Annotated in this window: 23 protein-coding genes; 3 read left to right on the top strand and 20 right to left on the bottom strand. The window is 38.7% G+C overall.

The annotated features are described in order from the left end of the window. Positions 1-42: 42 nt before the first annotated feature. From IGK53_RS09080 to sfsA, 10 genes are all read right to left on the bottom strand, one after another. Positions 43-456, bottom strand: coding sequence for a DUF3284 domain-containing protein (locus IGK53_RS09080; RefSeq protein WP_002315398.1), 414 nt, complete (start codon positions 454-456; stop codon positions 43-45). Continuing rightward, complete coding sequence (locus IGK53_RS09085) at positions 456-638, bottom strand: DUF3188 domain-containing protein (RefSeq protein WP_002286596.1); 183 nt, start codon at positions 636-638, stop codon at positions 456-458. Before IGK53_RS09085 ends, IGK53_RS09080 begins: the two co-directional genes overlap by 1 nt. 31 nt (positions 639-669) lie before the next feature. Then, a complete protein-coding gene (locus IGK53_RS09090) occupies positions 670-891 on the bottom strand; it encodes a hypothetical protein (RefSeq protein WP_002292901.1) in 222 nt (73 codons plus the stop codon). 67 nt (positions 892-958) lie between these two features. Continuing rightward, a complete protein-coding gene (locus tag IGK53_RS09095; RefSeq protein WP_275345233.1) occupies positions 959-2,419 on the bottom strand; it encodes a PTS sugar transporter subunit IIC in 1,461 nt (486 codons plus the stop codon). 107 nt (positions 2,420-2,526) lie between these two features. Then, positions 2,527-2,847 carry a PTS lactose/cellobiose transporter subunit IIA gene (locus IGK53_RS09100; RefSeq protein ID WP_002286604.1) on the bottom strand — a complete coding sequence of 107 codons (321 nt, stop codon included), beginning with the start codon at positions 2,845-2,847 and terminating at the stop codon, positions 2,527-2,529. Between the two features lie 28 nt (positions 2,848-2,875). After that, complete coding sequence (locus tag IGK53_RS09105; protein WP_002286606.1) at positions 2,876-3,193, bottom strand: PTS sugar transporter subunit IIB; 318 nt, start codon at positions 3,191-3,193, stop codon at positions 2,876-2,878. 151 nt (positions 3,194-3,344) lie between these two features. After that, on the bottom strand, positions 3,345-6,047 hold the full coding sequence (locus IGK53_RS09110) for a sigma 54-interacting transcriptional regulator (protein ID WP_430604687.1): 2,703 nt from the start codon (positions 6,045-6,047) through the stop codon (positions 3,345-3,347). Positions 6,048-6,109: 62 nt separating this feature from the next. Beyond that, a complete protein-coding gene (locus IGK53_RS09115; RefSeq protein ID WP_002291838.1) occupies positions 6,110-7,387 on the bottom strand; it encodes a DEAD/DEAH box helicase in 1,278 nt (425 codons plus the stop codon). Then, positions 7,387-8,400, bottom strand: a complete 1,014-nt coding sequence (locus IGK53_RS09120; protein WP_002315401.1) for a Gfo/Idh/MocA family protein — start codon at positions 8,398-8,400, stop codon at positions 7,387-7,389. The genes IGK53_RS09115 and IGK53_RS09120 overlap by 1 nt, the downstream gene beginning before the upstream one ends. 15 nt (positions 8,401-8,415) lie before the next feature. Continuing rightward, a complete protein-coding gene (sfsA, locus tag IGK53_RS09125; RefSeq protein ID WP_002329028.1) occupies positions 8,416-9,144 on the bottom strand; it encodes a DNA/RNA nuclease SfsA in 729 nt (242 codons plus the stop codon). Between the two features lie 164 nt (positions 9,145-9,308). Between sfsA and IGK53_RS09130 the strand changes: the two genes are divergently transcribed. The 3 genes from IGK53_RS09130 to zwf all read left to right on the top strand — a co-directional run bounded on the left by IGK53_RS09130 (position 9,309) and on the right by zwf (position 12,012). Beyond that, entirely contained in the window at positions 9,309-9,650 is a 342-nt protein-coding gene (locus IGK53_RS09130; RefSeq protein ID WP_002329027.1) for a DUF4828 domain-containing protein, read from the top strand. A gap of 173 nt (positions 9,651-9,823) precedes the next feature. Further along, entirely contained in the window at positions 9,824-10,471 is a 648-nt protein-coding gene (locus IGK53_RS09135; protein WP_002286616.1) for a metal-dependent transcriptional regulator, read from the top strand. Between the two features lie 14 nt (positions 10,472-10,485). Continuing rightward, positions 10,486-12,012, top strand: a complete 1,527-nt coding sequence (gene zwf / locus IGK53_RS09140; protein ID WP_002291842.1) for a glucose-6-phosphate dehydrogenase — start codon at positions 10,486-10,488, stop codon at positions 12,010-12,012. A gap of 48 nt (positions 12,013-12,060) precedes the next feature. On the opposite strand, the gene ileS is transcribed toward zwf, so the two are convergent. The 10 genes from ileS to murG form a co-directional block, all read right to left on the bottom strand. Then, the gene (gene ileS / locus IGK53_RS09145; protein ID WP_002291844.1) at positions 12,061-14,859 is read right to left on the bottom strand and encodes an isoleucine--tRNA ligase; all 2,799 of its coding nucleotides are present in this window, start codon (positions 14,857-14,859) and stop codon (positions 12,061-12,063) included. Positions 14,860-15,119: 260 nt separating this feature from the next. Continuing rightward, on the bottom strand, positions 15,120-15,827 hold the full coding sequence (locus tag IGK53_RS09150) for a DivIVA domain-containing protein (protein ID WP_002291846.1): 708 nt from the start codon (positions 15,825-15,827) through the stop codon (positions 15,120-15,122). A 20-nt stretch (positions 15,828-15,847) separates the two neighbouring features. Continuing rightward, positions 15,848-16,630 (bottom strand): RNA-binding protein, encoded by a 783-nt coding sequence (locus IGK53_RS09155; protein ID WP_002291847.1) that lies wholly within the window; start codon positions 16,628-16,630, stop codon positions 15,848-15,850. A 48-nt stretch (positions 16,631-16,678) separates the two neighbouring features. Next, complete coding sequence (locus IGK53_RS09160; RefSeq protein ID WP_033583228.1) at positions 16,679-16,957, bottom strand: YggT family protein; 279 nt, start codon at positions 16,955-16,957, stop codon at positions 16,679-16,681. A gap of 23 nt (positions 16,958-16,980) precedes the next feature. Beyond that, positions 16,981-17,580 (bottom strand): cell division protein SepF, encoded by a 600-nt coding sequence (locus IGK53_RS09165; protein ID WP_002291852.1) that lies wholly within the window; start codon positions 17,578-17,580, stop codon positions 16,981-16,983. Between the two features lie 13 nt (positions 17,581-17,593). Further along, a complete protein-coding gene (locus IGK53_RS09170) occupies positions 17,594-18,271 on the bottom strand; it encodes a YggS family pyridoxal phosphate-dependent enzyme (RefSeq protein ID WP_002291853.1) in 678 nt (225 codons plus the stop codon). A gap of 16 nt (positions 18,272-18,287) precedes the next feature. Beyond that, on the bottom strand, positions 18,288-19,529 hold the full coding sequence (gene ftsZ, locus IGK53_RS09175; RefSeq protein WP_002291854.1) for a cell division protein FtsZ: 1,242 nt from the start codon (positions 19,527-19,529) through the stop codon (positions 18,288-18,290). 22 nt (positions 19,530-19,551) lie between these two features. Beyond that, positions 19,552-20,877, bottom strand: a complete 1,326-nt coding sequence (ftsA, locus tag IGK53_RS09180) for a cell division protein FtsA (protein ID WP_002291855.1) — start codon at positions 20,875-20,877, stop codon at positions 19,552-19,554. A gap of 155 nt (positions 20,878-21,032) precedes the next feature. Further along, a complete protein-coding gene (locus tag IGK53_RS09185) occupies positions 21,033-22,265 on the bottom strand; it encodes a cell division protein FtsQ/DivIB (RefSeq protein WP_002329026.1) in 1,233 nt (410 codons plus the stop codon). A 14-nt stretch (positions 22,266-22,279) separates the two neighbouring features. Continuing rightward, the gene (gene murG / locus IGK53_RS09190) at positions 22,280-23,368 is read right to left on the bottom strand and encodes an undecaprenyldiphospho-muramoylpentapeptide beta-N-acetylglucosaminyltransferase (RefSeq protein ID WP_002291857.1); all 1,089 of its coding nucleotides are present in this window, start codon (positions 23,366-23,368) and stop codon (positions 22,280-22,282) included. Positions 23,369-23,392: the final 24 nt, after the last annotated feature.

The following is a 23,392-nucleotide window of genomic DNA, read 5'->3' on the forward strand; positions in this document are numbered from 1 at the left end:
CTTCATTTTTCAATAACTAAATAGTACCATTTTTTTACTGGTTTAATACGTTGCTTCGATCATCTCTAGCATTTTTTTGAAACGTCTCCGCTTAAAGTACATCAAGATCGTTCCTAAAAGCATATCATTCAACTTTTGAAGCATGCCATAAGACTCCATTTTTTCTGTGTAATGAACCTCACAGGTCGAATCGTCTACTGGTTTGATTTGATAATGAACAACGAATTCATTCTTCGTTGTCGATGTACGAAACTTATAAGACTGGTTTTCAATGACTTCTTCGATTTTTATACGAGCCCGGTTATTTTGCGAGAATTGTTTGACGTACTCCAAATTTTTCAGCTGTTTTCTGGTCACTGATTTGCCGGTCGCTTTACGTACATCGAAAAGAACAGAATCCATAACTTTATCGTAAAAAAACGACGCTGGAATATTTAATTTTTTTGTGATTTCCATTAGTTATTTTTCTCCTTTGCTTCTTCTCTTTTTTTCCCCTTCATGAAGAAGTAGATTCCTAATCCTGTTAGGAAAAGACCCGTGACCATACTATACAAATCATACCTTTGCGAATGTGGATTCAAACTATACAACACGATCAAAGAACCAATACTACATAAAAATAAACCGTTTTTTATCATATCAACCATCCTATCTTTTTGAACCATTTTCTTAAACAGCTGTTGACTGAAAATAAAGGACTGTTCCCCAAGGCTGTGCTTTGATTAGTTCCTTTGCTTTTTTAGCCGCAGCTTCCGGATCTTCTGCACTTGTTTCAAAGAACATTTTGATTCCTTGTTTTTCTTTAAACGTAAATGTCATTCCTTCTTCATTGTATCCTTCTAATAATTCTTTGATTGCATCTTGTTGCATTGCACTGGCAATTGAAATCATTTCAGTTCCTCCTCGAAAATTCATTATGAGGAACGAAACTTAAAGCGTCCCGCTCCTCAGATTCATCTTATTGTTGTTCGCCTGCGGCAGGGTCCATTTTGTTTGCAGAAATGACAAACGGTGCCCAAATCAAGAAAGTCACGACCATACATACCAACGTTACGATTGGTGCTCGCCAATCCGCTCCTGTTGCTAAGAATGACAATAAGAACGGCGGTACTACCCATGTAACTTGTTGCGAAACTGGTGCTACAAGTCCAAAGTAAGTTGCTAACCAACCGATAGCTGTCGCAACTACTGGAGCAATCAAGAATGGGATGAACATGATGGCATTCAATACGATCGGCAGACCAAACATCACTGGCTCGTTGATATTGAAAATACCAGGTCCAATGGATAATTTAGCTACTGTTAAATAATCCGCTCGTTTAGAGAAAATCAAGATAGCTATCAGTAAGACGATCGTTCCACCTGATCCGCCAAACCATGCAAAAGCATCGAACGATCCACGGACCCACATATAAGCTTTTCCATCTTCGATTGCGTCTAACACGGCTGGTGTACCAGTTTTTCCGTTATAACCTTTTTGGAAAATATCAATATTGATTAGTTGTGCTTGTCCCCAGATTCCCTCTAGCACTGGTGCCAATACATTTGGTCCATGAATACCAAAGAACCAGAATACTTGAACAAACACTGTGACGATCAATACTGCTCCCAACCCTTGGGATAATCCTAGGAATGGTTCTGCAATATATTTTTGTACCAAATCAATGATTAGTTGCCCATCAGCTACACGACCTACGATATAATTGATAATAGCAATGACGTATAAAGCGATCGTCGCTGGTAAAATGGCTGCAAATGCTTTAGATACTGCTGGTGGTACTGAATCAGGCATTTTGATCGTAATGTTAGCAAGCATCAATTTACAAAAAATAATGACTGAAATTGCCCCCATGATCATAACTGTAAAATAAGCGTTTCCATTCAAATGATCTAGTTTCAGCCAACCCCATAATCCAACTGACAGTGTGCCATCTGCAATCGTTGCACCAATCTCAGAACTATTGATTGCATCTGCGACATTTGAAGGGACATTCACATCTAATGCTGCTGATAATGCTGGACCAAAGGAAATACCTTGAATCAAGGTAGCTAGACCAACGACCCCCCCAGCTAGATCATTTACTCCATAAGCTCGGGCAAGATTATACCCCCAAGAAAAGGCAAAAATCAATCCGGCGATTGCTAGTGTACCGTTCCAGACAAAACCATTGATTCCGATGATGACATTCAATACGGCAAAGATTCCTTTGTCTGCTGCTAAACTGTCAGCGTAGGTACTGTTAAACTGTTGCGGTAAATCTCGAATAATTGCATTGATCATTACAGCGACTGATCCCGCCATTGTTGCGGGCAGTGTGCCGATAAAAGCATCACGCAAAGCAACTAAATGTTTTTGCGCTCCGATTTTTGCGGCAACCGGCAGGATGTATTTCTCCATCCAACTTGTTAGTCCGTTCATTTTTTACTTCCTCCTATAAGTTTTTTATATAAAGAGAGTTCTCTTTATAACAAAATAAAAAATCCGTTCAAAAATTTTTCTTCTTCCGTTCAAAAAAGAAGTTGTATTTATTCGCTGTATACGCGACGATAAAGTTCGATGATTTCTTTTGCTAAATCAGTAAACGCAATAGACGTCATTAAATGATCTTGACTATGAACAGTCAATAACGTCACTTGCATATGATTTCCTTGTGCTTCTTGTGTCAACATGTCTGTTTGTGCATGATGTGCTTGTATAAGTGATTCTTCTGCATCAGCGATTTTTCTATCAGCTAACTCGAAATCACCGATTTTAGCAGCCGCAATCGCTTCCATTGCGTCGCTCTTTGCATTACCGCCAAACATGATGAGTCCCATGATGGCTTCTAGATTTTGTTGATCTTCCACGTTGTTATCCCCCAACTGCATACTTGATTTATTTCATTAGATTTTCTGCTTGTGCAAGTACTTTTTCTCCATTCATCATGCCATAGTCTTGCATATTGATGACATCTAACGGAATACCTTTAGGCGCAAGTTTTTGTTCGAATTGAGCTTTCATGAAACGTACTTGAGGACCTAATAATAAAACATCGACATTCTTAGATTCTAAATTATTATCTGCATCTGAGGCAGAAACAGCAAAAATATCAGCTTCCATTCCTTTTTCTTCCGCTGCTTTTTGCATTTTTGTGACCAATAAACTCGTACTCATCCCTGCTGAACAAACTAACATAATTGTTTTTTTTGCCATTTTTAACACTCCTTTTATTTTTTTTACACTTTTATATAATGCAAGAAGCATGCCAAGAAAAAAAGAGCTAAAATAGCGTTTTCATGCTTTTTAGCTCTTTTATATAGTGCGCACACTGATATCCAGTGTGTAAACAGTATGATTAGTGTGTTTATTTTTTTATTTTGTTTTCAAGAAACATTTGTGTAAGAAACGCGATATCATCTTCTGAAATTTTTACCTGATATTTCCGTTCCAGTGCCATCAAGTTTGCTCGAATGATATCCATTTCCAAACGGTAAATTTTTGAGAAAATAGATAGTTTCTCAAATTGCCGATGCGTTTCTTTTTTGATCAATCCGTCTAGCATGAAGGCTAAATGGATGACAATTCCAGTATCTACTCCTGGTTCTACGATAATCGACAAATCTGTCTGGATCTGCTGAACTGTTTTTTGCAATGAGCGGATCAATTCATCAATAGAAAAGACATCACTTAATGATCCTGAAAGCGAATCAACAATTTTAGCTGTTGGAATCTCATCATCAGCTATACGCTTTAAAACATTCAATTTTTCATCATCAAAAACGTCATAGGCGGAAAAAAATGGGATATTTTGATAATCAACGTCAACCGTTCCTGCAATTGCTTTGATCTCGTATTCTTCCAATAAGGCATCAATGTGTTTTTTGAATGATTCGCGTTCTAAAAACTGCATCTGGATCAGTTCTACTTTGTCTTGATTAATCACCGGCATAATCCGTTGATACAATTTGGCAGCTACTCCCTCACCAGTAAAGCATGTCACGATGACGGCTTTTTTACGCTGTAAAGTTTCAGATTTTTCCGCTTTGAACTGATCACGTACGATTGATTCAAAGGAGAGCTGAATATTTTGATAGACGTCTTCTAAGCTTCTTCCAACACTTGCCATCCGTATCGCTTCTATCACAATCATCGTACTTGTCATTGTGATAGCTTTCGTCCGAATGCCAGTCTCTTCATAAATCAAATCACTGAAGGTGTTTAATGATCCCATATCTGTTAACAAAAGCAAGCCATTCGTCAAATGCCCCTGATAATTTTTGACATATTGTAGTACCTCTTCATACATTGTTTGAACTTCCATAACCAGTGGCATATTAAAAGCTTTCCCTACTTTTGTTCCTAATAGTTCTTGCGCCATCTCCAACATACTTGAAGCGGTCTGTCTGCCGTGCATTAGTACAAGAACATCTACTTTGTTTTCTTTAACGGGCTCACTTTCTCCTAAATTGATAGAAAGAAACATACTGATAAAGCCAATTTCATCAAAAGGAATCTCGACTTGTTCTTCTTCTTCGATGATTGTCGAAAGATCGATTGCTACCTGGAATTCCCTCTTAAAATTTTTTCGTACATTATTCAAATCTGGATGGACAATCATATGTCCTTCTCTCACACGATCCAATGTACTTTGCAAATGCAAAGCAAAAGCAAAACGAGCTTTTTCATTATAAATACGGTCTAACCGTTTTTCAGCCACATCATACAATTGATTGGTTAACCGCCAGATTTCATCTGGCAAAAGATCTTTTGGGATTGAACTTTTAGTCAATTCTTTGACATATGTCTGAAAATAAGCATCCACATCTTTTGAAATGAGCATCTCCAAATCGATGTTCTCCACACCGGTTTCAGAAAGAGAAGTAACTTTTTCCTCAATATCGTTGTAGACTTGCATGTTTCTTTCTGGATCTTGTGACCAGACGACATCAGCAAACCCTGGTTCAAATGTCAAATACTGGCTCTTACTGTCCATGAATCGGTCGAGGCGTTCTTGTATTTCCTTGATTTTCAGTAGTCCTTTTTGTACTTGAAGGGAAAGTTCTTCTTTTCGAATAATCAGCTTTTTCTCATGATGCGTTCGGTAATGTAAAAAAGATTTTGCACAGACTAATTTCAGGTCTCGTTTCACTTGACCGATATTCCCTTCCGCATCATAAAGCATGAAGGCAAGAATCGCTTCTTTTTCGATATCGATACGTTGATTCAAACGGTTCGCTTCTTGTTTGATAAAAAGAGAGATGATCTCATAACGCTCATCCAATGAACGCGAAGCAAGGTTTGGCAAGGTGATAGCCATAGGGATCCGTCGGTTGAAGGTAGTCAAGAAGCTTTCTGAAGATTCAGTCGTTGCCCCAATGATCTGAACTGATGCTTCATGTACTTGTGCACTTTCTCCAAGTGGACGATAGATACCTTTATCGATGAAAGTAAACAGCATTTCCTGCCCTTCCGGTGGTAAACGGTGGATCTCATCTAAAAACAATATACCGCCGTCTGCTTTGGCGATTAGACCAGGACTGTCTTGCGCTGCTCCTGTGTAAGCCCCTTTTTTGATCCCAAAGATGTGTCCAAAGAGCAGTTGGGGATTTTGAGCATAATCCGCACAATTGAAAGAAACAAATGGCGCATCGGCTGAAAGCATTTCAGATTCGATTGCAAAATGATACATACATTCCGCAAACATCGACTTCCCTGTACCAGTTTCTCCAAAAATAATGGTATGTAGCCCCCGCGGCGGATAAAGAATCGCTGCTTTTGCCTGCTGTATGCTGACTTTTAAAGAATCATTTTCTCCAACGAGCGTTTCAAAAGTCACTTGCGTAGAAGAGTCGACATGTACTTCATCAGATTTTGATTTTTCCGTTGGCAAGGAGTAAACGACTGGTCGGCCAGCGGTTTTTACAATATGATGAGCCTTATACAGTTCGCTTAAATATCGGCTTGCATTGCTTCGATCAATATTCAAGCGCTCAGCTACATCACTTGCTGTCAATCCTTGTTGGTTTTCTGTCAATAGATGCAAGATCTCTTCTTGACGTTCTTTCACATAATCCCTCCTCTGGCAACCAATTTTGTTCCCGTTTTCATAATCATAGCATAAAAAGGCGCTTATTTGCGCCTTGCTCCTTTATTTCTCTCTTTTTTTGATTTATTTTTAACTTTTTTTCTTGATTTGTTTTTGTTATGCTCTGGATTTTGTTCTTTCCCAGGAAAAGATTTCTTATACTTGTTATTCGCTGCGGTAGCTACATCTTCTTTGATTGGTTGATCCGTTTGTAACTTTCCTCCGTGCAGAAAAATCTCTTCAAGTGTTATGTTTGTCGGACGTAAAAGTCGTTTCAAATCTCTTAAATTGTTATCTTGTACGAGTGTGATCACTGTTCCTTCATTGCCCATTCGTCCAGTTCTTCCAGAACGATGCAAGTAAGCTTCTTCACTTAACGGCACTTCTGCATTCACGACATAAGGAAGTCCTGTAATATCTAAACCTCTAGCCGCCACATCTGTGGTCAAAAGTGCGCTGATCTTTTTCTTTTTGAATTGTTCCAGCGCCGCTTTTCGGAGCAGCTTGTTTTGATCAGAGGCCAGGCTTCCTACAGGTACCCCTCTATACAGCAATTTTTCTTCCATCACACCTAATTCAGTCAGTTGATTAAAGAAAATCAGACCTTGAAAATCTTCTATGTGAGTGAGACGTCTTAGATATTCATCTTTCTTTCGTATTGGCACTCGTAAAAAGTAATGTCTCAAGCCTTTTCGAGAATCATCTTCTGCTGTCACGTCGATCGTCTCAAACGTTTTCCCAGTGATTTTTTCAATGCTTTCAAGGGAACGATCTGCTGTTGCTGAAAAAAAGGCTAGCTGATATTCTGTCGGAGCTTGATGAAGAATCTGATCAATGATTTGGCTGTTCCCCGCATCAAATAGCTGGTCTGCTTCATCAAATACCATTGTTTTCACTTGATGTGCTTTTATTTTTTTAGCTTTCATCAATTCCAATATTCTTCCTGGTGTACCAATCAAGATTTCTGGTTTTTTCTTCAAACCTTCAATTTGTCGTTTAACGTTTGCTCCGCCCACCAAAGATTGGACTTTCAATTCTTTGTCTTTTCCCCATTCACGTGCAACATCTGCTACTTGAATAGCTAGTTCTTGAGAAGATGCAAAGATAACCAACGCACTTGCTTCACCTGGTTCTACGTTTAGTAGTAACGGCCAAAGATAAGCCAGTGTTTTACCTGAACCTGTTGGAGAGATGGCTACTATGCTTTGTTTATTGCTTAATGGCTGAAAAACTGCCTGTTGAATAAGAGAAGGTGTAATAAATCCTTTATTCTCATAATTTTTCTGCCAATTTTCGGGAAATACTTGTACAAATTCGTTCATTAAAAATCTTCCTCGTTATCTGCATCGAATTTGATGCCACCATTTTTTCTTAAATCATAAATCACTTGGTTCACATTTCTAGCTAGCTCGATCCACTCTTCATACAATAATCCCCAAGCTGGATCTTTCGGATGAGTCATGACATTGGCAAAATCCTCTGCTTCATCTGCCATTGGATTTTCTGCAGCTGTTACTGCTAAGTCAATGATTTCTTCGTGTACCCGATCATGAAACTCTGCTTGTTCGATTGCATTGACGCCATTCATCACTAGCGTTCCTGAGTCAAAATAGATCTCTGATGGCAGATAAGAATCACCGATTTTACCTGGTTGGATCGATACATCGAAAGTATCATAACGCAAGATTCCCCATCCAAGACCATCCACACCAGTAGAAATCTTTCTTGGGAAATAATGGACTTCTTTTGGCATTCCAAACCAAGCGACAGTTGCATACACAAGGTAAACACCTAAATCCATCAATGCACCACCTGAGAAATGAGTCGAGAAGATATTTGGTTCTTCTCCATCTAATACTTGGTCATAACGCGAAGAATATTTCATATAGCTGAAATTTGCACCGATTATCTCGTCTTTTAATGGTAAGTAATCGGCAATCTTTTTAAAACCTGATTCATGGATATTTCTTGCTGCTTCAAAAAAATACACATTGTGTTCATTTGCCAAATGGATGATTTCATCCATTTCTTTTGGCGTCGAAAAAGCTGGCTTTTCCACTATTACATTTTTACCTGCCAAAATTGCTTGCTTAGTCTGACTAAAATGAAGACTATTTGGAGAAGCTATATAAACAGTGTCCATATGAGCAATATTGAAAAAAGTCTTCAAATCTGTTGCAAATTCGATATCCCCTTCATAATGAGAACCAAATTCCTGTGCTTTTTCTAAATGTCTAGAATATACCGCTGTCAATTCATATTTTTTTGTGCTCAAAGCTGCTTGGACAAATTGATGAGTGATCCAATTTGTTCCAATAATACCTAAGTTGATCATTTTTTTACCTTCTTTCTATTGTATAGGATCTTCAAACGGGATAGCTACATCAAATGGGATAGCCTGCTTGACAGTTACCTCATCTGCCGTTACTTGACAATTATAGGCGAGGATTTGCACTCCACTTTGCTGCGCATGTCGAACCATATCAGCTAGTGCTGGTTGCATTTCTTCATGGATCGTTGCGAAATGAAGATGTTCGAATTGAGCAATAAACAAGACATAAGCGGCATAACCATCTTGTGCGGCATACGCTAATTCTCCAACATGTTTCAATCCTCTGAGTGTAGGCGCATCAGGAAAAGCACCAATTGCTTTATTTTCAAGCGTCATACCTTTGACTTCAACAAATGCTTTTTGTCCGGCCGCCGTCTCCAAATAAATATCAAATTTGGAGTGAAGATAAGTTACTTCCCGCTTGCATGCTGTAAATGGACCAGTTAATCCTGGTAAAAGGATCGTGCCGTCTAAAATACCGTCAGTTGCTAACTGATTAGGCAATTGACTATCGATATTGAACCAATCACCCTTCTTTTTTACAGCAATCAGATCATAGTCGGTTTTCCTTTTAGGTCCAGGAGCAAATACAATAGCCACTTCAGCGCCCGGTATCAGGACCTCTTTTCCTCTGCCTGTATTTTTGACATGCGCGATAATCATTTCTCCGTCTTTTTTCATGCAATGTGCAATAAACCGATTCGGGCGGTCAATAAAAAAAGCTGTTTCAACTTGCTGATACTTCAAATTATGTCACCTGTCTTCCTACTATGTATCCTATCATAATTTGTGGAAAAACAGTAAAAAAACCAGTCGAAAGTCTTAGAGAAATTTTAGTTTTTATTCGGTACAATGAAATGAAGAAGGAAGAATGTTTCTATACGATGATTTTCTCATAAAGGAGTGATTTGGTGATAAAAAAAATGATCTATTTTCTTGGCTCACTCGTTGCCGTTCTCTCAAGTTGGATTTACTTGAAAAAGAAAAAACAAGCGGAAAAATCTGAAAGACTCTCGAGGTATCAAGGTACATGGTTCTTCAGTGATAGCCAGCAAAAACAACAATTACAGATTACATCTGATTACACGTTTTTGATCAACGGTCAGTCACTTGGCACATCTGTAGTAGAAATAGATGAACAGCGTTTAGTCGTACGTGATCAATATGGTTTTTATCTTGTCTTTTCTTATCCCGAACAAACTCTTTATGATGAATCTGCAGATGTCTCGTATAAGTTGACATCTGAAAAATAGACACCTCCCAATATATATCTATAAACGAAAGTATGAGTCTTCTTTCTCGTCTTTCGTTTTTTGTTGTAAAAACGTCCAAAAATCCTTTGTTTTTTATTTAGAAAAATAGTCAATTAACGTTTTTTTTGTTACACTTACTAATGATGGTTTTTACCATGAAAGGATGATCGAATATGACACCAAATCGAGAAGATTATTTGAAAATCATTTTAGAACTAGGCGGAGATACAACGAAAGTCAACAATAAACAAATCGTATCTAGCCTGGATGTCTCGGCTGCGTCTGTCAGTGAAATGATTTCTAAACTTGTGAAAGAAGAGCTTGTAGAACATTCCCCTTATCAAGGTGTACAATTGACTGCAAGCGGACTGCAAAAAGCTAGCAGTTTGATTCGCAAACATCGTTTATGGGAAGTTTTTTTAGTTGAACATTTAGACTATAGCTGGAATGAAGTCCACGATGATGCTGAAGTATTGGAACATGTGACTTCGGAACATCTTGCAGATCATTTAGAAAACTATTTGAATCATCCTGAACATTGTCCTCATGGAGGATCGATTCCTAAAAAAGAGGAAGTCGTCCATGAAGAACGCCGGCAAACACTAGAATCTTATCCTGTCGGTACAAAAGTGCGTATCGCACGAGTGCTTGATGAAAAAGAATTGTTGGATTACTTAGTCACAATTGACCTGAATATCAACGAAGAGTATGAGATCGTTGATATCGCAGCTTATGAAGGACCAATCACTATCCAAAATGATAGAAAGAAAATACCCGTCAGCTTCAAGGCGGCCAGCACGATTTTTGTCGATAAAATATAAAGGAGTGTATCTACATGTCTAATGAAAAAAATGTATTGTTTACGATATTCGGCGGCACAGGTGACCTAGCCCAACGTAAATTGTACCCGTCTTTGTTCCGCCTGTACAGAAAAGGAAATTTAGGCGAGCATTTTGCCGTGATCGGGACCGCTCGCCGTCCTTGGAGCGATGAACACTACCGTGAAGTTGTCAAAGAAACGATCCGTGCATTGAATCCTTCTGATGAAGAAGCAACTACTTTTGCTAGTCATTTTTACTACCAATCCCATGATGTAAATGATTCAACACATTATCAAACATTAAAAGAATTGTCTGACCGATTAGATGGACACTATCAGTTAAACGGCAATCGCGTCTATTATTTGGCCATGGCACCTCAATTTTTCGGAACGATCGTTTCTCATTTAAAATCACAAAACATTATGACAAAAAATGGCTTCAATCGTTTGATTATAGAAAAACCGTTTGGATCGGATTACCAATCTGCTTTCGAATTGAATCAGCAAATCAGAGAAGTATTCCCTGAACAAGATATTTTCAGGATCGATCATTATTTAGGGAAAGAAATGATCCAAAACATCTCAGCTATCCGTTTTGCCAATAATATTTTTGAGGCTCAATGGAATAATCGTTACATCGATAATATCCAAATCACTTTTGGTGAAAACCTTGGTGTAGAAGATCGCGGGGGCTACTACGATCATAGTGGCGCACTGAAAGATATGGTGCAAAATCATATTTTGCAAGTTGTAGCATTACTTGCAATGGAACCACCAGTAGCATTTTCCGAAAAAGAAATCCGTACAGAAAAGATCAAAGCATTGAAAGCAATCCGCATCTACAACGAAGAAGAAGTGTTAGAAAACTTCGTTCGTGGACAATATGCTCAAGGTGAATTAGATGGCGTACAATTCAAAGGTTATCGAGAAGAAGACAAAGTGGATGCTCAATCAGAGACCGAAACCTTCGTCGCAGGAAAATTCACTATCGACAACTTCCGTTGGTCTGGTGTTCCCTTCTATGTGCGTACAGGAAAACGTTTGACTGAAAAAGGTACTCGGATCAATATCGTGTTCAAACAGGTTCCTGTTAATGTATTCAAAACATCTGTCGATGAACCATGTGACGATACGACACTCCCACCGAATGTTCTAACGATCTATATCCAGCCAACTGAAGGATTTTCTTTATCCCTGAATGGAAAAGAAGTAGGTCAAGGGTTTGAAACGGAACCAATCAAATTAGAATTTCGAAATAGTGCAGAAATGGTTGAAAATAGCCCAGAAGCTTACGAAAAATTACTGCTAGATGCGTTGAATGGTGATGGAACGAATTTCTCTCATTGGGAAGAAGTCGCTCAATCTTGGCATATCGTGGATGTCATTCGCAAAGCTTGGGACCAAACACAACCGGACTTTCCAAACTACAAGGCCGGATCAATGGGGCCTAAAGCAGCTTTCGAATTACTTGAAAAAGACGGATTCGAATGGATCTGGCAACCAGATAACTGGTATCGCGAACGTGGAAAATTAATCGATTGATAACAAAAGGGGTTGTGACAAAAAACATGTCACAACCCCTTTTCCATTTTACTTTTCTTCGAATCCTTCAGCTACAGCTTCAGGATAGAATGCTTCAACGATTTTTGCACAACGACTGCATAGATGAGGAAGTTTTTCATCTACTCCTACATCTTTACGAACTTGACGACAGCGATCGCACGTTTCTCCGTCTGCTTTTTCCACTGTAATAGCAACATCATCAAATACCACAGCATTATCTGGCACTTGTACATCTGCTTCCATTACTTCAAAGTAGTCTGGGGAAACGATCAGCAATTGTGCAATATCTGCATCCAAAGCTTTTAACATTTCACGAACTTGTTGTTTTGGATAAACAGTTAGTTTTGCTTCCAATGATTTACCAATCAATTTGCTATTTCTTGCTTCTTCCAATGCTTTTAAGACCTTGTCACGGAAATCCATGAAAGCAGCCCAAGTGTCCATCAATTCCTCTTGGTTCGCAAACTCTTCATAGCCAGGAAATTCGCTTAACTGAACGTATGCTTCTTCTTCTTTCAGGAATGACCAGATTTCTTCCGCCGTATGTGGAATGATAGGCGTCAATAGTTTCGTCAAAGCTACAGCTGTTTGATAGAAAACAGTTTGCATGCAACGACGTTGATAATCATCTTCTGCTTCGATATAAACCACATCTTTAGCAAAATCCAGGTAGAAGGACGATAGATCAACAGTCAAGAAGTTCATAACTGTACGATAAATATGCATGAAATTATATTTGTCATATCCTTCTTCTCTGATTTCTTTGATTACTTGGTTCAATCGTACGGTCATGTATTTGTCTACAGAGCGTAAATCATTGTACGAAACAGTATCTTTTTTAGGATCGAAATCTTCTGTATTCGCTAATAAGAAACGCATCGTATTTCTGATCTTACGATATACCTCTGCCACTTGACTTAAGATATCCATCGATACACGAACATCTGCTTCATAATCGACACTAGATACCCACAAGCGAAGGATATCTGCACCAAATTGTTTGATCACTTTTTCTGGTGCAATGATATTTCCTAAAGATTTACTCATCTTACGGCCTTCGCCATCTAAAGCAAATCCTTGAGAAATAACTGATTTATATGGTGCTACGCCATTGATAGCCACACTTGTCGTGATACTTGAGTTGAACCAGCCACGATATTGGTCTGATCCTTCTAAGTACATATCTGCTGGGAATGATAATTCTGGTCGTTGACGTAAAACAGCTTCATGAGAAGAACCAGAATCAAACCAGACATCCATGATATCTTTTTCTTTTGTAAATTCGCCATTAGGAGAACCTGGGTGAGTAAATCCTTCAGGAAGAAGTTCTTTTGCTTCTTTTTCAAACCAGATGATTGATCCATGTTCAGCGAATAATTTTGCTACATGTTCGATTGTTTCTGGCGTGATGATTGCTTCACCATTTTCAGCATAGAAAATCGGAAGCGGCACTCCCCATGCACGTTGACGAGAAATGACCCAGTCGCCGCGATCACGGATCATATTATATAAACGTGTTTTTCCCCATGGAATAACCCAATCTACTTTTTCTACTTCATCCAAAATATTCTGACGGAATTTATCGATAGATGCAAACCATTGTGGAGTTGCACGATAAATCACAGGTTTTTTCGTCCGCCAATCATGAGGATAACTATGGGTAAAGAAATCTAGTTTCAGCAAAGCTCCTTTTTCCTTTAATAAATCAGTAATCATAGGATTTGCTTTATCATAAAAGATTCCTTCAAATCCAGGAGCTTCTTCTGTAAACAACCCTTTTGAGTCTACAGGTGACACTACAGATAGTTTATATTTGCTACCGGCGATATAGTCATCTTCCCCGTGTCCTGGAGCAGTATGGACTAATCCAGTACCAGCGTCTAAAGTAACATGGTCACCTAAAATTACGAGCGATTCACGGTCATAGAATGGATGACTTGCAGTCATATATTCCATTTCTTGTCCAGCAAATTCTTTTAGAACCGTTACATTTTCCCAACCGATTTCTGTTTGAACTGTTTCTAGCAAATCTTTTGCTACAACAAACTTACGGCCATCAGCTTCGACCAGTACATACGTAAATTTGGGATTTACAGCAATACCTTGGTTTGCTGGCAATGTCCATGGTGTTGTCGTCCAAATGACGAAAGCTGTATCTTCATCAAGGATGCCTTTGCCGTCTTTGACATTGAAAGCTACAAAAATAGATGGAGATTTTACATCTTTATATTCAATTTCAGCTTCCGCTAAAGAAGACTCACTTGACGGAGACCAGTAAATGGGTTTCAATCCTTTGTAAATATAGCCTTTTTCAGCCATTTTACCAAATACGCGTACTTGTGCAGCTTCATACGAAGGGTCTAATGTGACATAGGGATGTTCCCAATCTCCTGCAACCCCTAGGCGTTTGAAATCTTCTCGTTGCTTATCTACTTGGGAAAGTGCATATTCACGACATTTTTCCAAATATTCTGCCATGGACATTTCTTTACGTTTCACGCCTTTATTAGCCAACACTTGTTCGATTGGCAATCCATGTGTATCCCATCCTGGAACATATGGTGCGCGGTAGCCAGACATTGATTTTGAACGAATGATAATGTCTTTACTGATTTTATTCAATGAGTGCCCTAAATGGATATTTCCATTGGCATAAGGAGGTCCATCATGAAGAACAAAGCTAGGTTTTCCTTCGTTCAATTCTTGTCTTTTTTGGTAGATTTGATTTTCTTCCCATTCTTTTTGCCATTCGCCTTCTCGGTTTGGCAAATTACCACGCATAGGGAATTTTGTTTTTCCTAATTGCAAGGTTTCTTTCATTTTCATTCAACCATTCACTCCTTCGTTTATTTTCCGGACACAAAAAGGCATGTTCAGCCGCAAGGGACGAACATGCCGTGGTACCACCCAAATTTAGTTGCATCTATCTAATGCAAACTCTCTGTGACCAATAACGAGGTCAGCCGCTGCTTCTTACTCTAGTTTCAGAAAAGCAGTCTCAAGTAGAGGATCTTTCACGATGCAGTGTCTTACCGATCTTCCACTCTCATCGGCTCGCTTTAAGAATAACAAAGTGCTTTTCTGTTCTACTCGTTTTCATGTTCACCAGGTACGATTGAGATATCGATAGCCTGTGTATCAAATGCCGTCATAGGTGCTTCTATGACTCCTGTGTCTGAGTTTACATCAGTATCATTTTCGTTGTCAAGCTGTTTTGCTAAAACTTCTTTGATCACTTCATGGCTGTCAGTCACATAGCTAGAGAATGGTTGTAAAATTTCGTCCCATTCTGGACTTTTCACTTGTTCCAATTGAGATTCAAGCATCAAGCTGATACGTTGATGGAATACTCGTGTCTTTTTCTTAAGATCTTCTGTTTCTGTCGCAAGCTGTCTTGCTTTTTCTGTTGCATCTGTCAAGATTTTTCTTGCTTTTTCTTCTGCATCAGTTGTTAATTGGTGTGCACGTTTTTCAGCATTCGCAACTAACTCATCTGCTTTGTTTTGTGCAGAAGTAACGATCACTTCAGATTCTTTACTTGCACTTGTTTTTACTTTATCCGCTGTGTCTTGAGCTACGATGATCGATTGGTTCAATGCATCTTTCAATTCATTGAAATACTCAAGTTTTTCTTCTGAATGTTTGACTGCTTTTTCTAATTCACGATTTCTTTGAGTCAATTCTTCATAGTCACGAACAACTAAATCTAAGAAATCATCTACTTCGTCTTGATTATATCCCCGCATTTTTGTTGGGAATGTCTTATTTTGGATATCTAATGGAGTTAAAGCCATGAGTAAACCACCTTTTTATTTTATTTACGTAATACACCGAACAACACCCTGTACTTTTCTTTTTTCGTCTTCCCCTCAAGTTCTTGGATCTGGACTCTGCCGTAACCCCTGACTGAAATAATATCTAATAGTTCAAGTACAAAATCAGGTCTTGTATTTTCTGTCCAATTCACTTTTACTTTACCAGCTTCGATCAGCTGCTTGGACCGCTGTCTGGAAATATTATAAATCTCAGAGATCACACTGTCCAGTCGCATAGAACTAACAGTCCCTCTTTCTTGTGTCCAGCTGTCTTTCGGCAAAATCATTTCTGTGTATTTGATTGGTTCCAAGCGTACAGCAACTTTTCCAATCTTTGTTACTTGTGCAGCAACAAAATGATCCACCTCATTTGCAATAAATACTTGCCAGCGATCGCCATCTGAGATGATATCGCCAAAGTAAGAGCGTTTGATACCTGTTCCCACTAAAGTCCCAAGGATTTTCCCATGACTTAGACTGGCAAATTTGCTAGGATAATGGATTTCATACAATGCTGTTTCAAAATCTTCCTCTACAGGTTCGTAATAATCGGGGAAAATCAAACATCTTTTTCTTTCTGCCTGTTCATATCCACCATAAAACATGAAACGCAAATCACTGCTTTGACGAATCAGTGTTTCTAAAATATAGGATTGTCTGGGGTCAAGAAATTCAGTCAGATATGGCGCATATTGTCCTTGAACTTGTTCAATCCAATCACCTACTGAGTCGATAAATGCACGTTCATCTGCCCGAAAGTGCTGGTATACATTTGCATCCAAAATTTTCCCCTCCTATCTATTCTGAGAATAAAGATTTTATTGCTTGAATCAATAAACTAAATGGATAGTTATCCATATAACGATCTGTGCTAATCCTTGTACGGCTAAGTTCAAGATTAGAATGGCCCCTAAAATCGTGAAATCCAAAGGACCGATCCTTAAAGGCAGACGATCGAATAAACTGATATACGGTTCACAGATCTTAGCTAAAAACCGTCCTAATCCTGATTGATAACCGCCTGGAAACCAAGAGAGCAAAGCATATACCATCAAGATAATGCTATAGAAATAGGCTGCCCGTTGAATTAAATGAAGTAATAGCGCAATAATATAAATCGTAGTTCCTCCTCTTACAGATCAAACAAATTCGCATCTGCAAAAGATTGAGCGGTTGAACTGTCAATCTCCATCCCTGTCGGTGTACAAAGAAAAATCTCATCTCCAACGCGTTTGATATCTCCATCTAATGCATAAACTGTTCCTGTTAGAAAATCAACAATTCTTCTCGCTTGCTTTTCTTCCACTAAATGAAAATTCACTAAGGTTGCTTCTCCAGCGATGATTCTTTTAGCAATCGCCATCGCTTCAGAATAAGCTCTTGGTTCCATCACAGTGATTTTTCCCGCAAGATTTGCTTTAGGTTGTGTAGACGTTCTTGAAGCTGTTCTTTCTTTCGCTACAGTTTTTGTAGGTGATTGATGTAGTTCAATTACTTTTTTCTTTTCAGCCGGCTGAATACTTTCATGCGTTACAGGACGTGAAGTCGCCGTTTTTTGTTTCTCATGAGTATTCGCAGCAGATACAGAATGAGTTGGTTGATTCTGTGTTATATTTTTTTTAGTTGGCTGTACAGCCTTTTTTGTTGTTTCAGGATAATCTTGGTATTCGTACTCTTCCTCATCAGCTAATCCGAAAAAATTAGCAATTGCTCCTCTGTTTAAAAGCGGCATTTTTGTTCCTCCTTTATTCGTCTTTGAATAGCGCTGTTCCTACACGGATAAATGTTGCACCTTCTTCAATCGCAATTTGAAAATCCTGACTCATCCCCATGCTTAATTCATTACATGGTGCATGGGCATAACCTTTTGCTTGAACAAGATCACGCAATTCTTTCAGCGTACCAAACACTTTATGGATTTGCTCATCAGAAGCTTCTTTAGGAGCCATAGTCATTAAACCAACAACCTTGATTTTTGTGCAGGCAGCTAAAGATTCCACAAACGGTAAAAGCTCATCTGGTGAAATTCCATGTTTTGATTCCTCACCAGAAACATTTACTTCAATAAAACAGGATAATTCTTTTTCTAACCGCTTCTGGATTTCTTCTGCTAATCTTAAACTGTCCAACGCATGAAAGTAATCAATTTCATTTACAATCAATTTTACCTTTCTGCGCTGTAAATTACCAATTAAATGCCACTTTATTTCGGGAAAATCAAATAAATCTTGTTTCTTTTGTAATAGTTTATCTACTCGGTTTTCTGCACAATTCATAACGCCAGCTCTGCCCAATTCTTCAGCTTGAGCTGATTCAACAGATTTTGTTACAGCTACTAATGTAACTTCTTTCGGATCACGATGAACAAGAGCACACGAATCCTGAATTTCTTGCTTGATTTTCTGCAAGTTGTCAGCAATCATGTGCTCTTCCTCTCCTTTATTTTTTACGACGGAAAAACGGTGGCGTATTTAATTCATCATCGCCATGAGATTTTGTTTCTTCGCGGTTGAATGTATCAAATTCTTTTTTTTCGATATTGTCAAAATTGGAATCATCAACTCTAGGACGAACATTTTGTTCACGTCTGATATCCCAATCGCCAAAACTGTTTTCTTCTTCTGCAGAAGTTGGTTTAGCTTGATCCATATCTAATACAGTCTTTTGAGCAGGTGATTGCATTTGTGCTTGTCTAGCTGGACGGCTAGACTTGCGCTCCTTTTTTGATTCATCGATACCTGTTGCGATGACCGTCACGCGGATTTCATCGCCCATTTCTTCATTGATAGATGTACCTAGAATAATATTTACATCGCCAGTTGCTGCATTTGCTACGATATCTGAAGCATCTTGTGCTTCAAACAATGTCATATCCAAACCGCCTGTGATGTTAAGAAGTACTTGTTCCGCTCCATCAATAGATGTTTCAAGCAATGGAGAGGAGATTGCTTTTTTCGTTGCTTCTACTACGCGATCTTCTCCACTAGCTACACCGATTCCCATCAATGCTGTACCTTGGTTTTCCATCACTGTTTTCACGTCAGCAAAGTCAAGGTTAACGTAACCTGGTGCCGTAATCAAGTCAGAGATACCTTGTACACCTTGACGTAAAACGTTATCTGCTTCACGGAAAGCTTCAAGCATTGGTGTCTTTTTATCTACAACTTCTAGTAAACGGTTATTTGAGATAATCAATAATGTATCGACATTTTCTTTCAAACGAGCGATACCTTCTGCAGCAAAACGGCCACGTTTAGGTCCTTCAAAAGTGAACGGACGTGTAACGACACCAACGGTCAATGCGCCCAGTTCTCTAGCGATCCCTGCAACGATTGGCGCAGCACCTGTACCAGTTCCTCCACCCATTCCTGCAGTGATGAAAATCATATCTGCACCGTCTAAAGCTTCTCGTAAGGATTGTTCACTTTCTTCTGCCGCTTTTTGTCCAACTTCTGGTTGAGAACCAGCCCCTAAACCACGAGTATATTTTGGTCCTAATTGGATAACTGTTTCAGCTTTTGAATTTTTTAATGCTTGCACGTCTGTGTTGGCCGTAATGAATTCAACACCTTTGACGTTTTCTTCAATCATTCGGTTCACAGCATTTCCACCGCCACCACCGACTCCGATGACTTTGATTACTGCGCCGTCATTGATATTATTATCAATTGAGAATTCCATATCTTATTCCTCCCAGGATGAATTAATCAAAAATATTTGTAAAGAAACCCTTGATTTTATTTTTTACATTTTCTCCGGATTCTTTTGGTTCCGGCTCATCATAGACTGTTTCTTCAGGTGCTTCATAGCTTTCATATGTGTTTGTTGTTTCTTGTTCAACTACCATTTGACGAGCTGCTGAGGTCTCACCTGTAACAGCAATTTTTGCCAATTGATACACTTCGCTCAAGTTTGCTGAATAATCAACGATACTTATTACATTTGTAAATACCGGGTTTCTCAGTCCCATGTGATTTGGAACATACAGTTTCACATTTACGCCGAAGATTTCTTGCGCCAAGTCCACAACACCTGGAAGACTAGCAGCTCCGCCTGTCAATACGACGCCACCTGGCAACTCTAATGCTTCGATTTGGTCCAATGCATCTTTTGCTTTGTTGAAAATCTGTTCCATACGAGCTGAAATAATTTCTGACAAATAGCGTTCATCGACTTTCACTGGTTCTGACTGGCCAATTACATCTACTGGAAACTCTTCATCTGGTGATGTCCGTTCTGGATATGCATCCCCGTAATTTATTTTCAACGCTTCTGCATTGTTAAAAGACGTATTTAATACAATAGAGATATCTTTAGTGACAAATTCGCCACCTTCTTGGTCGAGACTGGTAAACTTCAATTGCTTATCATGCATAACAGCTGTTGTCGTTTGGCCACCACCCATATCAATAACGATCGTACCAAAATCTTTTTCTCCGTCAGAAAGAATTGATTCTGTCAGCGCTAAAGGAGTAATCACCATTTCATTGACGATTAATCCGGCATTTTCCACGCATTTACGTATGTTATGGATGATCGTTTTTGGTCCGGTAAACAACAGACCGTACATTTCTAATCTTACGCCGATCATTCCACGAGGGTCTTTGATTCCCTCGAATCCATCGACAGTAAAATCTTGTGGCAAAATTGACACGATTTGACGTTCAGGAGGTATTGAACGAACAAGGGCAGCAGAAGCCACATTTCTGACATCTTCATCGGTGATTTCCTTTGAATCTCCGTTAACTGCAATCATTCCCTGGCAATTTTCTACTTCAAGCATGTTTGCTGGCAAACCGACACTTACGCCTTTGATCTGGATACCTGCTTTTTCTTCTGCTTGTCGTACTGCTCGTTGTATCGCTTGGACCGTTTTATCGATATCAACGATAATGCCTCGGTTAATCCCTTCTGATTTTGCGTTTCCTACTCCAATAATATTCATTTGGCTGTCGATATATTCAGCCACGACAACTTTAACAGATGTCGTTCCAATATCAAGGCCTACATACATTCCTGTTTTTGCCATGAATGGGATTCCCTCCTACTTACTATTCCATATACAAGCGAACAACTAGCGTCCGTTTTAAAATATACTTATTAATAGATATATTCACTGCTTTCAATTCTACCATAAATTACTGGTTTTTAGAAAGTACATTCTTACTTTTTAAAGTTGTTTTATCAATTTTCATTTAAACTTGACGGAGTTGTACTTGGATTGTCTTCTATTTGACTTGTTTCACTTGAATTATTTGAATCAGATGAGCCGTTTATATCAGACGATTCAGGTGTATCTGCTGCTTGCGTTTCTGCCTCTTCACTTGACCCATTTGTTTGATCCGCGTTTTCTTCACTTCCAGTTGTTTCTTTCGTTTGGTCCGATTCTGCCGTTTCTTGAGTACTGCTGTAAGGATATGAGTAGATGCCAACTTCCATGTCGATCACACCTTTTTCATCCATGTCTTTGGCTACTTGCGAATAATATTTCATTTGGTTCGCAAGATTATTGATATTTACAATGACTTGATTGCCATCATTCATGTTCAATTGGATCAGGTTTTTATTACTTGCTCTTGGTGTATACTTGATTTCAGAGATTGCTTTTTGCAATTCTGATGATAACTGATTGTATTGCTTTGTTAATTCTTTGATTTTTGCTGAATCTTTGAACTCTTCTAAGATAGGGAGATTTTTTGTAGGATTTGCTACTTTTTCATCTAATACTGTTCCATTTTCAATTACTGGATAGTATTGATTATCTTTTGCAATCAAAGCGATTTCTTTGTATTCTGTCACATCCAAATCGAACTCATTTATCCCTTTGAAGTGTATAGCTGCTTTTTCGATTCTCGGCTGTGCTTTTTTTAGCCGTTCGATATAAGTGGATCGATCGAAATACTGCCCCCAGACATTTTCTCCCAATGACAATTTGGTATCAGAGATGATTTCCTGACTGTTGACTACCTTATTACCTGACACTGCAACTGCTTGTAGCTTGCTATAAGGAGAAACATAATAGATCAAAAAAATCAGCGGTATGCCCAATACAGTAATAATCAATGCTAACCGACGAAACAGTACTTTATGCCTTTGACTTTTTAAATTAGGGAGACGATTCAAAAAAGAACCGTTATACGGGCCACCGTTTTTCTTTTGCTTGATCTCTTCAAAAAATTCGATTTTTTTCTCGGACTGGCTTTCTGACTGGCTTGTTTCTTGCTGTTCCTCTTGAACCGTTTTTTCTTCTTCAGAATCTGAAAGGGGTGTGTCTAATGGTGTGTCTTCTTTTTTTGGCTCTTGGTTTTTCATCCCTTGTTCTGCCAGATATTTTCGGTTAGCCTTTTGCCAAGGAGTCAAATTGTTTTCATCAGAAGACGGATGAGACAATTTTTTAGGTTCTTTTTTCTTACTCACTAAGACCACCGCCTTTATTTTTTGATTATTTGATTCACTACGTCATAAAGACGTTTTGAAGCATCAGGGATGCCTTGTTCTTTAGAAGCTCGGCACATTTGCTTTTGCAATTCTTCATCATCCATGATTTCGTTAATTGTCTGACTTAGTGATTCACCCGTTAGCTCATTATCCGCAATCATTTTTGCTGCTCCTGCATGAACAAGACTCATTGCATTTTTAGTCTGATGATCATTCGTAACATATGGACTGGGAACCAACACTGCCGGAAGCCCCAAAGCTGTAAATTCTGCGATCGAAGTTGCACCAGCACGTCCCACTAGCAGATTGCTCGAAGCCATGACTTCTGCCATGTTTTTGATGTAAGGCTGGACACTAATATTTTGTATTTCAGGATTTATTTTATTTAGGATTTCTTCATAATATCTTTCTCCTGAAGCATACAAGACTTGATAAGAGGAAGGAATATATTCACTTAAAAAAACCGATACCGCTTGATTGATTTTAAGTGCTCCTTGACTGCCGCCAAAAATCAAGACTGTTTTCTTTTCTGGATCCAACCCAAATGTTTTCAAAATATCTGATTTTTTAGTATCTGCTACTTCTTGTGCTCGAGGATTACCTACAAGGACTGATTTGTTTTCAGGAAAAAAAGGAGCCGCATCTTTGAATGAAAGAGCGATCCGATCCACATATCGGCTTAAAAATTTATTGGTAACACCTGGTACACTGTTTTGTTCATGGATAATAGTTGGAATTCCCATTTTTGATGCAGCATACACTACTGCTCCGGATACATATCCTCCAGTACCGATAACGATATCTGGTTGAAAATCACTGAGGATTTTTTTTGCTTGACGGATACTCTTAAGAAACAATCGGATTGTCTTGATATTATGCATGGAAATTTTTCGTTTAAAGCCTTGAATCTCCAAAGTATGGAAAGGCATTCCTGTATCAGGGACAATTTTATTTTCCAGACCACGTTTTGCTCCCACATACATGAATTCAGCATTCGGTTCTTGAGTCTTCACATAATTGACAAAGGCAAGAGCCGGATAAATATGTCCTCCCGTTCCTCCGCCCGTAACCAAAATTTTCATTTTTTATCGCTCGCTTCTACTTTT

Origin of the sequence: Enterococcus sp. DIV1224 (genome assembly GCF_050555455.1) — a bacterium.
Lineage (GTDB): Bacteria > Bacillota > Bacilli > Lactobacillales > Enterococcaceae > Enterococcus_B > Enterococcus_B lactis.

Coding starts and splice junctions, on each gene's coding strand:
- IGK53_RS09080 (WP_002315398.1), bottom strand. CDS start 456: ATGGAAATCACAAAAAAATTAAATATTCCAGCGTCGTTTTTTTACGAT.
- IGK53_RS09085 (WP_002286596.1), bottom strand. CDS start 638: ATGATAAAAAACGGTTTATTTTTATGTAGTATTGGTTCTTTGATCGTG.
- IGK53_RS09090 (WP_002292901.1), bottom strand. CDS start 891: ATGATTTCAATTGCCAGTGCAATGCAACAAGATGCAATCAAAGAATTA.
- IGK53_RS09095 (WP_275345233.1), bottom strand. CDS start 2,419: ATGAACGGACTAACAAGTTGGATGGAGAAATACATCCTGCCGGTTGCC.
- IGK53_RS09105 (WP_002286606.1), bottom strand. CDS start 3,193: ATGGCAAAAAAAACAATTATGTTAGTTTGTTCAGCAGGGATGAGTACG.
- IGK53_RS09115 (WP_002291838.1), bottom strand. CDS start 7,387: ATGAACGAATTTGTACAAGTATTTCCCGAAAATTGGCAGAAAAATTAT.
- IGK53_RS09120 (WP_002315401.1), bottom strand. CDS start 8,400: ATGATCAACTTAGGTATTATTGGAACAAATTGGATCACTCATCAATTT.
- IGK53_RS09135 (WP_002286616.1), top strand. CDS start 9,824: ATGACACCAAATCGAGAAGATTATTTGAAAATCATTTTAGAACTAGGC.
- zwf (WP_002291842.1), top strand. CDS start 10,486: ATGTCTAATGAAAAAAATGTATTGTTTACGATATTCGGCGGCACAGGT.
- ileS (WP_002291844.1), bottom strand. CDS start 14,859: ATGAAAATGAAAGAAACCTTGCAATTAGGAAAAACAAAATTCCCTATG.
- IGK53_RS09150 (WP_002291846.1), bottom strand. CDS start 15,827: ATGGCTTTAACTCCATTAGATATCCAAAATAAGACATTCCCAACAAAA.
- IGK53_RS09165 (WP_002291852.1), bottom strand. CDS start 17,580: ATGCCGCTTTTAAACAGAGGAGCAATTGCTAATTTTTTCGGATTAGCT.
- IGK53_RS09170 (WP_002291853.1), bottom strand. CDS start 18,271: ATGATTGCTGACAACTTGCAGAAAATCAAGCAAGAAATTCAGGATTCG.
- ftsZ (WP_002291854.1), bottom strand. CDS start 19,529: ATGGAATTCTCAATTGATAATAATATCAATGACGGCGCAGTAATCAAA.
- ftsA (WP_002291855.1), bottom strand. CDS start 20,877: ATGGCAAAAACAGGAATGTATGTAGGCCTTGATATTGGAACGACATCT.
- murG (WP_002291857.1), bottom strand. CDS start 23,368: ATGAAAATTTTGGTTACGGGCGGAGGAACGGGAGGACATATTTATCCG.